Genomic DNA, 10545 nt, shown 5'->3' with positions numbered 1-10545 from the left:
CAAATTTTAAAATTCAAAAGCTCTGTTACGATTTGATGTTGAAATAAATTTTACATCCGCTACGAAAAGCCGGCTCGCTTACGGCGAGTTGAGCGCGATTTTTTGCTCACGCAACTTCAACCCACATTCGCTTTACGGCTTCACTGCTCGTAGATAATTCTCGCAACAAGGCTTGTCACAACTAAAAATCGGGCGGTATTACTCTGTAAAAATTCCTAGTGCAGCGAATTAAAAACATCGCAATTTGGACTTTGCAAAAACATGACCAGCTATTTTTCCAAAGTTCATCGGCGCTATGTTATAACAGAGACGATTTAAAAAAGCACTCGATCCGAATTTCATCAGAACTCGAGCGCTTGAAATTTCAAATACCCGAATATGAAATTTAGCTAAAACAGGCCGAATTTACCGTCTTTACGCTTGTAAAGTACACGCATTTTAGCGTCCATATCGTTAAAGACCAAGAACTGATCGGTACTTTCTTTAAGCTTATTTAGCGCCTCATCGATCTCTAGCGGCTTATATAGATCCAGCTCGGTAGGGACGATCTCATCAACTTCATCGTTTAAATTTGGCTTATTGGCACCGACCGCATTATCTACGGCGTTTTGTTTCATTTCGTCGCGATTTTTGTGAGAATTTACCTTATCGTGGTATCTGCGAAGCACTTTTGAGGCGCGCTCTACGATGAGATCGACGGCAGCATAGAGATCCTTATCTTTTTGGCGTACGACGATAGTGTCTTGATGCGCTAAATTTAGTGAGAAATCCACCACAAAGCCCTTTTTGCCTTGCTTCTCGTCGGCAGAAATTACACAACGCCCCGAGATGATGTCGAGATTATATTTTTCTAGCGTCTCAAATGCGTTTTCGACATAATTTTTAATAGCTTCCGTTAGCTCAAACTGCTTACCTACGATATTTAAATTCATCGTCTCTCCTTTGCTTTATGGTTTTTGAATAGTGCGCCTATGATATGTAATCTGCGGCCTCCCCATAACCGCTACGTTGGATTTTACTACCACGTCTACAAGCGCAGCATGGCTTAGAATTCTACCTACACTACCATTTGCAAGTGTTTCGGACGAGCCTTGCCCAAAATTACTATAAGCGACGGTATGATTGCCGGGCGCACCCAGCTGTCTATCGAAATATCCGAATGTCACGGTGATATCAAACATCTTTTGAGCTGGATCATTTGACGGATACTCTAGCGTGATTTGATTTAACGTAGGATTGGTTGCAGCCGTGGCACCGGTACTCTTAAGCTCAGTAGTTAGATACTGATGCTTTTGCATAGCAAGGACTGCCAGCTCCGTAGCACTTTGAGCTAGCAGTAGCGCCTGCTCTCTGCCTTGGATATTATTGACATCGCGAGCCGTCATAGACGCGATAGATAGCGCCGTAATCGCGGTAGTCGCTACAATGATGATAAAAAATATGGCCGCTACTAGAGCAAAGCCTTTTCGCATAGTTTTCATTAGTACACCACCTGTGCTTTACAAACGTTCAGATCCAGCTCTGCAGGATCGAAATTTCTGCCGTCGTCTCTCATACATAGTTTAAGCGCAACAGCGCCGTTATCGTCCTTGAACCTAAACAAGCTCACGTCCTCGGCTAGTAACGCGCTGCTAGCAACATTGTATGAGTTCGCATCGTTTGCAACAGTGCTCCATGGACGATAATTATATTTTAAAACCAAATCAAAATTTTTACTTAATACATTACCAGCATTATCTCTCATATATACAATACTATCCCTACCCCCTAAATCTGGAACGATCGCGTAGGCACTATGAGCTATATAATACTGCTCGGAGAATTCCTGTGAGTTATCGTTATTTGGATTGAGCGGATACTGATTTATCCTGATAGTTTCGCCTTCCATATTACCGCTACCCGCAGCACTAGGAGTACCTACGGCGATCAACACGCGATTGCTACCGTTTGCTTGAACCGCTCTATCGTAGCCGAAGCCTATACCTACGCTAGTAGGGGAGGCATCGTTAGTAACGACCCTAAAAATAACGGCAACTTGGGTGTTATTAGACGGAGTATTATACGCGGTAGCCCTTAAGTTCTGAACTATCCTAGCTACTTGCGGAAAATCGCTACCCAAGGAGACCATATTAAATTCAGCTCTCGTATTCCCAATATAGCCAGCATCTTCTATACCTGCTTTCCATTTGTCATCTCGAAGCTGAGACATTGACATGAAACCACTCCAACCTGGAGTTCTCTTATTTATATTTCTCGTCTCTACGCTTTGACCGATCCATTCTAGTATGTCGTATTTCGGATCAGTAAGATCACTAATCGGTACAAACTCATTTGAGCTAAGCTCCCTGCCTATGGTAGAGCTTTTTATTCTATCCTCCAAGCGGTTTGTGATTAGCATCATCGCATTTTGCGTTCTGGCTTCCAGTTGGTTTACTGCGCGCACATGTACGTAGGATTTGTAGATCTTCGTGTATAGATCGGCACCAAACATCGAGATGATACCTAGCACTACGATAACAAACACTAGCTCTATAAGGGTAAAACCTTTTTTCATCTCGCGCTCCTGTCAGTTATATCGTCTAGTAACGGTTGTCTGGACGCCGACGCCGATATTAGATAAAAACGCTTTTAAAACGACTGATTTAGCAGCACCGTCTCTCGCTACAGCATCGTTGAGATCCGTAGCAGCAACCCTAACCATCTTGATATTGGTAACAGCGCCATTGGATGGCTGATCACTAAGAACACCACTTATATCGGTACCGGTAGCATACTGCGCAGCAGTAAAAGGCTCTGCTACATAATCCACATCTATATTAATCCTAGTATTTAGAATGAAGTCACCCTTGCTGCTAGAGCCTACCAGATCACCGACTCTTATATCGGTCGTGAACTGGTCGTAGTCGTCAATATCGTTATAACGACCTCCACCAACCGAAATTCCATTTCTACCAAATTGCTTTTTTGTAGCCGGAGTTTGGGAGCTGATTCCACGCTGACTAGCTTCCGGTAAAATCCCCGGTCTAACTTCCTTGGTACTATTGCCCGAATCATCTACGCCTGGAGTTACGGTCAAAATTCTATCCATGCAGCTCGCATCGCCTCCGCATGTAGCATCATTAGCATACGCACTATCCCATTGCGCCTTAGATACGCGAGACATTAAAGCTTTGGCGTTATATACGAGCTCCTCTTTGATCGCGAGGGCGTTTAGCTCGGTGGTTTGCGCGACGATGCGCGGGATCGCCATCGTAGTGATCGCTAAAATCACGATGGTAAAGATCAGCTCAATTAGAGTAAAACCTTTTTTCATCTTACATCCTTTCTTTAAAATTTTGAAATTACGGAAACGCAAACTTACTCTGCGTTATCGGCGCTAATTATACTATTGTTAAACTTAAATTTAGAATTTATCGCGTAAATTTTTTCGATTTACAAAGATTTTTAAGCCCGAACGCACAAAAATTTTAAAGAAATTTCATTTTTAAATTTGAATGCGGAATTTAAGCTTGCATTTACTCAAAGACTATAAAATTACGAGCTAAATAAATTCCAAGGATTTTTTATGACAAATCTAAGTAAAATTCTATCCGCTCTCCTATTTATCGCGTTTATCGGCGGCTGCAGCGGCAAAGGCGACGGCGAGCTTTTTAATCTAAGCCCCGAGGCATGGTATTCTAAAATTTTAGAAGATATCAATAACGCCAGCATGGAGGATGCCGAGAAGCACTACACTAGCTTTTCTAGCGAGCATATCGCCTCTCCGCTGCTTGAGGAGATGACACTCATTATGGCGTGGGCTTTTGTGGAGGATGAAAACTACGAGAAAGCAAACAAATACCTAGACGAATATATCCGCCTCTACGGCACGACGCAAAAGATCGAATACGCAAGATTTCTAAAAATTAGAGCAAATTTCGATTCCTTTAGCCGCCCAAATCGCAACCAAAAGCTAATGCTAAACAGCATAGACGAAATTCGAAAATTTATAGCTGAATACCCGCAGAGCGAGTATCGTCCGCTACTTGAGACGATGCTAACGAAGCTCAGGCTTGCAGAGCATCAGCTAAATATCGACATCAAGGATCTTTACCAGCGCACCGATCGCGAAAGTTCTGCCAAAATTTACGAGCAGCGCATCGAAGAATCCCCGCTAAACGGTACCGACGTCATCAAACCGCGCTCGCCTTGGTACCGCGCGATTTTTGAGTAGGAGGAGCGATGCAACTGATGCAAAATACAACCTTCCCGAGCGATCTGCCTATCATCGTCGAGGACGAGCTATTTTTATATCCGTTTATGATAGCGCCCCTTTTCATCGGCGACGAGCATAACAAAAAAGCCCTCGATCTAGCCGCCAAAAACGAATCTATGATACTGGTCGTAAGCTCAAAGTCGGAATTTAGCGGCGATAGAAGCTTCGGCGGCATCTATAACGCAGGCGTCGTGGGCTCCGTGATGAGAACCGTGCCACTTCCCGACGGTCGGGTTAAAATTTTATTTCAAGGCGCGCTAAAAGGCAAAATCGTAAAAGAAATTTCGCAAGATCCGCTGGTCGCTACCGTCGATATCATCCACGACGAGCGCGGCAACGACCAGAAATTAGACGCGCTGGTAAGCGTGCTAAAGGAAAAAACCAAGACGCTTAGCACGCTCACGCATTTTTTCCCAAACGATCTACTAAAAACCATCGACGACGGCACTGACGCCGCGCGCGTTTGCGATCTCATTTTAAGCGCACTGCGCCTAAAAAAACAGGTAGCCTACTCATTTTTTACCGAGAGCAACTTGCAAAAGCGCCTTTTCAACCTCATCAACTACATCTCCGACGAGATCGAAGCGCAGAGGCTCGAAAAGGAGATCAAAAGCAAAGTTCACTCCAAGATCGACAAGACAAATAAGGAGTATTTTTTAAAAGAGCAGCTCAAGCAGATTCAAAAGGAGCTCGGCGGCGATGCCGATCGCGACGTCGAGATCGAGGAGTACCGCAAAAAGCTGGAAGCCAAAAAGCCCTATTTGGGCGAGGATGCTTACAAAGAGATCAAAAAGCAGATCGATAAATTTGCCCGCCTTCATCCCGACAGCGCCGATGCGGGGCTCGTGCAGAGCTATCTGGACTGGGTTTTGGAGGTGCCTTTTGAAAAGACCGCCAAGCATAAGATGTCCATCGACGGCGTCACCGCGCAGCTAAATAAAGACCACCACTCCTTGAAAAAGCCCAAGGCGCGCATCGAGGAGTATTTCGCGCTGAAGCAGCTTTTAGAGCTTCGCGGCACAAGCGGCAAGAAGAGCAAAGAGGAAGGCAAAAACGGCGGCGCGATCCTGTGCTTTTATGGCCCCCCCGGCGTAGGCAAGACGAGCCTTGCGAACTCCATCGCGACCGCGCTTAAGCGCAAACTTATCCGCGTCGCTTTAGGCGGGCTCGAGGACGTAAACGAGCTACGCGGACATCGCCGCACCTACATCGGCGCGATGCCGGGCCGCATCGTGCAAGGGCTCATCGAGGCAAATCAGATGAACCCCGTCATCGTGCTTGATGAGATCGATAAAATTTCAAGCTCATACAAGGGCGATCCGACCGCAGTTCTGCTTGAAATTTTAGACCCCGAGCAAAACTCGAGCTTTAGGGATTACTATCTAAATTTCAACATCGATCTTAGCAAGATCATCTTTATCGCCACGGCGAACGACGTATCTCTCATACCTGCGCCGCTGCGCGATAGGATGGAATTTATCGAGCTTAGCTCATATACGCCGCAGGAGAAATTTCAGATCGCCAAAGACTATCTGATCCCTCAGGAGCTGCAGCGCCACGGCCTAAAATCAGCCGACGTAGCGATCAACCCCGCCGCCCTTTCCGAGATCATCGAAGAGTACACGCGCGAAAGCGGCGTGCGAAACCTGCGCCGCCAGATCGCTGCGATCTTCCGCAAAGTCGCGGTTAAAATTTTAAAAGACAAAGAATTTAAAAAAATCGTCGTTACGACGAAAAATTTAAGCGAATTTCTAAATAAAAAGGTTTTCGAGATCGACGAGGTCGAAAAGTGCGATCAAATCGGCATCGTAAACGGACTTGCATGGACTGCGGTAGGCGGCGACGTGCTCAAGATCGAGGCGGTCAAGATCAAAGGCAAGGGCGCGATGACGATCACGGGCCAGCTCGGCGACGTGATGAAAGAATCCGCGCAGATCGCCTTTAGCGTCGTAAAGGTGCTGATCGACGAGGGTAAGCTCAAAGCGGCTCAAGACGCGAAGGCGGGCGCGGCAAAAGCCCCGCGCGGCGGTAAAAACTCCGCATTGCGCGCAAACGGCGTCGCAGCGTCTAAAAGCCCTGTGGCAGCGCGAAATTTAGGCGCGGAGGAAAGCTCCGAAAGCTCGGAGCAGATTTATAATAAATTCGACCTTCACATCCACGTGCCCGAGGGCGCGACGCCGAAGGACGGACCGAGCGCAGGCATCACGATGAGCACGGCGATCGCGTCGATTTTAAGCGAGCGCAAGGTGCGCGCAGATCTAGCGATGACGGGCGAAATCACGCTAAGCGGCAAGGTGCTACCGATCGGCGGGCTTAAGGAGAAGCTCATCGCTGCGCACAAAGCCAAAATCGCCGAAGTGCTGATCCCGCGCAAAAACTATGAGCGCGACCTGGCGGAGATCCCGGACGAGGTCAAAAACGATCTGAAAATAACGCCGGTAGATCGGATCGAAGAGGTGCTGAAGCTGGCGCTCGTTTAAATTTAAAGCGCCACTTTAAATTTTGCCACTTTAGCAGCGTGTTGGAGGCCAAGAGTTCGCAGGAGTATCTGAGCGGCGAGTGAGGTTAAGAAACTAAAACCGTAAATTCAGACGTCAAATTTAGCCCGCAAATTTGACGTCCGTAAATTCAGCCAAATTTAGAGGTTAAATTCGCATTCTAAATTTGGCTGAGCACTACCACAGACTCTGAAATTTTAAAATCCTACCGCATGGCGCGCGGAATTTAAAATTTCTTTAGATTCCCGCTTGTGCCGTTTGCGATCAAAATATAAAGCAAGAAAATGATAAGACTAAAAGCAAGATTAAGACTAGCCGCAAGGAAGCTTGAAATCGCCTTTTTTGTTAGCCTGATCGCTTATGTTTTGGCAGCTTTGAGCTTATTTGCCGTGCCCGAAGATATCTTGTCCGCTCACGCAGTTTTTAGAGACTTTACGGCGTTTATGGCGGGCTTTTACCCGGCTATAGACGTAGCGCGAACCAAAACAACCTTTGGCGATGTAGCGGCGTTTCATCTTAGCTATTTATGCTTTTTTATGCCCGTTTGTTTGCTGTTTGCGGGGCTTTACGGCGTGGCAAAAGGAGCTACCGGCAGGCTTGAGGAAAACAAAAACAACGCCCAGGCTCTTTCACAAGGCATTATTTTATTTGCGCTTATCGTATGCTTTTTGGTATTCGGCGGACTTGATGATTTTTTCTCGGGTTATAGAATATGGCACACTTATCGCCCGACGCGAGAGTTCATAGCACAGATGAGGCTAGAATTATTTTTATACTATGAAATGATCGGCTTTGGCATTGCAAATTTTTGCGTGATGATGTCGGCGTATCTTATTATGCAGATTTGTAGGCAGCTGCGAGCGTTTGTTTTGCTTAGGGCTCGCCAAACGGCTGCGTTTTTCGGACGGATATTTAGACAACGCTAGCCGAATTCAGCGAGTTTGTGAGCCACTCTAGCGCCTTTTTGGCGAGTTTTTTCGGGTTCTCTTAAATCCTTTTTCGCGTTTAGCTCTTCTAACAGCTTTGCATTTGCTTTCGCCGCGCTTAGGCACAAAAAGTCAAAACATACGCAAAATACAACTAAAATCTATGCGCAGGCGAGATAATGCTAAAAATTTTCGTCGAAAACAGTGCGATATAAAGCGATAAAATACACGCAGGCACAAACATGGCGAGGCTAAATTTGGGGTCTTGTAAGCAAAGGCGCGTGGCAAATTTGATAAAAGAGTAAAATTTCGCCAAAACGCCCAAAGCTAAGTATCCTACTGCCGCCAAAAACAGTGCGCAAGCGCAGTAAAATATAATCGCAAAAGTCGTTTCGCTCAAATTTTCTCCTTTTTGTTTTTAAATTTTTAGGTTTTTCGCCATTTAATTTGGCTTAATCAAATTTAGCTTTGCCCTGTTAGCTCTCGCCCAAATTTAACCCCAGCTTAAGCATAAGCTTGTATACTTTGGCTTTAAATTTAAGGCGGCAAATGAGATCACAGAACGAATTTTTCGGCGTTTTCATCACGCTTCTTGGCGGCGTATTATGGGGATTTAGCAGTGTTTGCGGGCAGTATCTGTTCACGCAAAAAGGCGTCAGCGCCGACTGGCTCGTGCCCTACCGCCTGAGCCTTGCGGGGCTTGCGATGGTAGCGTATTATGTCGCTCGCTCGCCGCGCCTAGCCTTTGCGCCGCTAAAAGATCGCGTGCTTTTGCCGCAGCTGCTCATCTACGCGTTTTTTGGGCTTATGATGACGCAGTATTCGTACTTTTGCGGTGTCGAGCTCTCAAACGCCGCCGTCGCGACCGTGATCCAGTACTCCGCGCCCGCGCTCATCCTTGCCGTCGTTTGCTTTTTAGAACGACGCGTGCCTAAAAAGGTCGAGCTCATCGCGCTCATTTTCGCGGTGCTGGGCGTCGTGCTGCTCGCCACCCACGGCGATCTTGGCTCGCTGGTTATCAGCGCGGAGGCGCTGGTTTGGTGCCTCATTAGCGCGCTTGGCGTCGTGATTTATAGTCTCATCCCAACGAAGCTAAATCAAAAATACCCCGTCGCGCTAAATTTAGGCTGGGGCATGGTCATCGGCGGCGGCGCGCTCGCGCTTTACACGCGGGTTTGGCAGCTAGGCGGCGTGAGCGACGCGCAGGGCTTTGCGGCGCTTGCCGCGGTGGTGATTTTAGGCACGATATGCGCGTTTAGCTTTTACATGACGGGGCTAAAGATAATAGGCGCGAGCAGGGCGAGCATGATAGCGTGCATCGAGCCGGTGAGCGCCGCGGCGTTTGCCTATTTTTGGCTGGGGACGGAGTTCGTGTTTCTTGATTTTGCGGGCTTTACGCTCATTATCTCGTGCATATTTTTGCTGGCTAAAGATAGGAAAAAGGCGTAAATTTGGAGGAGAGATGATCTATTTGGCGCAGACCGATACGACGGCTGGATTTTTGAGTAAGGATTTTCGCGAGATAAACGCGCTAAAACGCCGAGCGGCGGACAAACCCTGCCTCATAACGACGGCAAAGCTTAGCGAGCTAAAAAATCTCGCTCGCGTGCCCGCTAAATTTAAAAATTTAGTGCGCCGCGCGAGAAAAACGACGTTTTTATATCCGAACGCCAAGGCCGTGCGCGTCGTAAAAGGGTGTGCTCACGAGGAGTTTTTGAGGCAATTTGACTGGCTCTACTCCAGCAGCGCCAATTTAAATGGACAAAGCTTCGACGAAGAGTGGGCGAAAGCAGCGGCGGATCAGGTCGTGGATCAAAATTTCAGCCAAAACGCAAGCTCGAAAATCTATAAAATTTCAAAAACTAAAATTTTGCGGATTAGATAGAGCTGCCGATTAAAAATTTACGCGCGCAAAGAGCGCTCAAAAAAGAGGCGCAGTAGCTTATAAATTTAAGCGACTGTAAATTTAAATTGCTCTATAAATTTATCGAACCGTAAAATTTCGTCACATATAAACCGCGCAAATACCGTCTGGAATTTTAAAAAATCGTGAAAAGATCACGGCAGACTCGCAAAAAATCATATAGAAAATGCACATTCCTACTATCCTTAAGCAGTAAAATTACTGCCGTTTTCGAAGCCGTAAAATTTCGCTACTGCTAGCTTTGGATGAAATTCTATCGCCAGATACTCTCGATCAAAATTCCAACTCGGGCGAGCTAAGATTGTCGCTAGAAATTCTTGCATCCCGAGCATTTTTGATTAAAATTTTAGAGATCGGGCATTGCCGCTAGTTTTTACCAGAGTCGCTACGCACCGTTTTTAATCAAAGTTCTACTGACGCTGCTCCTGCCTTTGATTAAAATTTCATCTTTAAGAAAAGCTTCTCTGACGCCGCCAAAATCAAAATTTCGCCGCTGCGCCAATAGTTTTAATAAAATTCAACCGCCGCTGCTACCGATAGTTTCAATTAAAATTTTATCGCCGCTGCAAGTATTACGATCAAAAATTCTATCATCGCTGATTGTATATCGAAGGTCCTGCCACCGCTGCCTCATCGCTGCCGCCGATACTACGCCTTTAATCGCCGCTGCCGCAGTAGCAAGCGCCGCAAATCCGTCCAACCTTTTAGCTGCCAAAGATGCGCGTAAAGCGCAAGCACACCGCCGCCATTGCTGCGCCGCGACGACAGATCTGCGATAAAATTTCCGCCGCCGCGCAGTGCGTCAAGCCAAACGCTGCAAATTTTAAAATTTTAACCGCCTCTCGCCGCGCGGCACCGATAAATTCCAACCGATAAATTCCGCTAGCTAGTCCATCATTTCCGCATAAATCATAAATTTCCATAAATTTAACGCCGCCTTTC

The 10545-nt window shown here is 46.6% G+C and carries 13 protein-coding genes; 5 read left to right on the top strand and 8 right to left on the bottom strand.

The annotated features are described in order from the left end of the window. Window positions 1-389: 389 nt before the first annotated feature. From raiA to Q0135_RS01770, 4 genes are read right to left on the bottom strand one after another with little or no spacing between them, the layout of a single operon-like run. Entirely contained in the window at window positions 390-932 is a 543-nt protein-coding gene (raiA, locus tag Q0135_RS01785; RefSeq protein ID WP_177388896.1) for a ribosome-associated translation inhibitor RaiA, read from the bottom strand. Window positions 933-947: 15 nt separating this feature from the next. Beyond that, a complete protein-coding gene (locus Q0135_RS01780) occupies window positions 948-1481 on the bottom strand; it encodes a hypothetical protein (RefSeq protein ID WP_297987771.1) in 534 nt (177 codons plus the stop codon). Next, window positions 1481-2554, bottom strand: coding sequence for a type II secretion system protein (locus tag Q0135_RS01775; RefSeq protein ID WP_297987769.1), 1074 nt, complete (start codon window positions 2552-2554; stop codon window positions 1481-1483). Before Q0135_RS01775 ends, Q0135_RS01780 begins: the two co-directional genes overlap by 1 nt. 12 nt (window positions 2555-2566) lie before the next feature. Continuing rightward, window positions 2567-3313 carry a type II secretion system protein gene (locus Q0135_RS01770; RefSeq protein WP_297960986.1) on the bottom strand — a complete coding sequence of 249 codons (747 nt, stop codon included), beginning with the start codon at window positions 3311-3313 and terminating at the stop codon, window positions 2567-2569. A 252-nt stretch (window positions 3314-3565) separates the two neighbouring features. Here Q0135_RS01770 and Q0135_RS01765 point away from each other — a divergent pair, with 252 nt between their 5' ends. From Q0135_RS01765 to Q0135_RS01755, 3 genes are all read left to right on the top strand, one after another. Further along, window positions 3566-4213 carry an outer membrane protein assembly factor BamD gene (locus Q0135_RS01765; RefSeq protein ID WP_295152470.1) on the top strand — a complete coding sequence of 216 codons (648 nt, stop codon included), beginning with the start codon at window positions 3566-3568 and terminating at the stop codon, window positions 4211-4213. Between the two features lie 8 nt (window positions 4214-4221). Beyond that, a complete protein-coding gene (gene lon / locus Q0135_RS01760) occupies window positions 4222-6735 on the top strand; it encodes an endopeptidase La (RefSeq protein ID WP_297987767.1) in 2514 nt (837 codons plus the stop codon). A 302-nt stretch (window positions 6736-7037) separates the two neighbouring features. Next, the gene (locus Q0135_RS01755) at window positions 7038-7679 is read left to right on the top strand and encodes a hypothetical protein (RefSeq protein WP_297964653.1); all 642 of its coding nucleotides are present in this window, start codon (window positions 7038-7040) and stop codon (window positions 7677-7679) included. Window positions 7680-7833: 154 nt separating this feature from the next. Here the strand turns inward: Q0135_RS01755 and Q0135_RS01750 are convergent, their stop codons facing one another. Then, window positions 7834-8079: a hypothetical protein gene (locus Q0135_RS01750; RefSeq protein WP_297987765.1), complete on the bottom strand. Its 246-nt coding sequence runs from the start codon at window positions 8077-8079 to the stop codon at window positions 7834-7836. Window positions 8080-8228: 149 nt separating this feature from the next. On the opposite strand from Q0135_RS01750, the gene Q0135_RS01745 reads away from it, so the two are divergent. Continuing rightward, a complete protein-coding gene (locus tag Q0135_RS01745; RefSeq protein ID WP_297987763.1) occupies window positions 8229-9128 on the top strand; it encodes a DMT family transporter in 900 nt (299 codons plus the stop codon). A 13-nt stretch (window positions 9129-9141) separates the two neighbouring features. Then, a complete protein-coding gene (locus Q0135_RS01740; protein ID WP_177387616.1) occupies window positions 9142-9564 on the top strand; it encodes a Sua5/YciO/YrdC/YwlC family protein in 423 nt (140 codons plus the stop codon). A gap of 224 nt (window positions 9565-9788) precedes the next feature. On the opposite strand, the gene Q0135_RS01735 is transcribed toward Q0135_RS01740, so the two are convergent. The 3 genes from Q0135_RS01735 to Q0135_RS01725 form a co-directional block, all read right to left on the bottom strand. Beyond that, complete coding sequence (locus tag Q0135_RS01735) at window positions 9789-9926, bottom strand: hypothetical protein (RefSeq protein WP_297987761.1); 138 nt, start codon at window positions 9924-9926, stop codon at window positions 9789-9791. Window positions 9927-10120: 194 nt separating this feature from the next. Further along, a complete protein-coding gene (locus Q0135_RS01730) occupies window positions 10121-10318 on the bottom strand; it encodes a hypothetical protein (protein WP_297987758.1) in 198 nt (65 codons plus the stop codon). Continuing rightward, the gene (locus tag Q0135_RS01725; protein WP_297987756.1) at window positions 10308-10526 is read right to left on the bottom strand and encodes a hypothetical protein; all 219 of its coding nucleotides are present in this window, start codon (window positions 10524-10526) and stop codon (window positions 10308-10310) included. The genes Q0135_RS01730 and Q0135_RS01725 overlap by 11 nt, the downstream gene beginning before the upstream one ends. Window positions 10527-10545: the final 19 nt, after the last annotated feature.

Source organism: uncultured Campylobacter sp. (genome assembly GCF_937981295.1).
Lineage (GTDB): Bacteria > Campylobacterota > Campylobacteria > Campylobacterales > Campylobacteraceae > Campylobacter_B.
The sequence above is the reverse complement of the archived record's forward strand: the minus strand, read 5'-3'. Positions and strand labels throughout refer to the sequence as shown.

Bases quoted from the DNA above. Each gene is read 5' to 3' on its own strand.
- raiA (WP_177388896.1), bottom strand. From the start codon at position 932: ATGAATTTAAATATCGTAGGTAAGCAGTTTGAGCTAACGGAAGCTATT.
- Q0135_RS01780 (WP_297987771.1), bottom strand. From the start codon at position 1,481: ATGAAAACTATGCGAAAAGGCTTTGCTCTAGTAGCGGCCATATTTTTT.
- Q0135_RS01775 (WP_297987769.1), bottom strand. From the start codon at position 2,554: ATGAAAAAAGGTTTTACCCTTATAGAGCTAGTGTTTGTTATCGTAGTG.
- Q0135_RS01770 (WP_297960986.1), bottom strand. From the start codon at position 3,313: ATGAAAAAAGGTTTTACTCTAATTGAGCTGATCTTTACCATCGTGATT.
- Q0135_RS01765 (WP_295152470.1), top strand. From the start codon at position 3,566: ATGACAAATCTAAGTAAAATTCTATCCGCTCTCCTATTTATCGCGTTT.
- lon (WP_297987767.1), top strand. From the start codon at position 4,222: ATGCAACTGATGCAAAATACAACCTTCCCGAGCGATCTGCCTATCATC.
- Q0135_RS01755 (WP_297964653.1), top strand. From the start codon at position 7,038: ATGATAAGACTAAAAGCAAGATTAAGACTAGCCGCAAGGAAGCTTGAA.
- Q0135_RS01745 (WP_297987763.1), top strand. From the start codon at position 8,229: ATGAGATCACAGAACGAATTTTTCGGCGTTTTCATCACGCTTCTTGGC.
- Q0135_RS01740 (WP_177387616.1), top strand. From the start codon at position 9,142: ATGATCTATTTGGCGCAGACCGATACGACGGCTGGATTTTTGAGTAAG.
- Q0135_RS01735 (WP_297987761.1), bottom strand. From the start codon at position 9,926: ATGCAAGAATTTCTAGCGACAATCTTAGCTCGCCCGAGTTGGAATTTT.
- Q0135_RS01725 (WP_297987756.1), bottom strand. From the start codon at position 10,526: ATGGAAATTTATGATTTATGCGGAAATGATGGACTAGCTAGCGGAATT.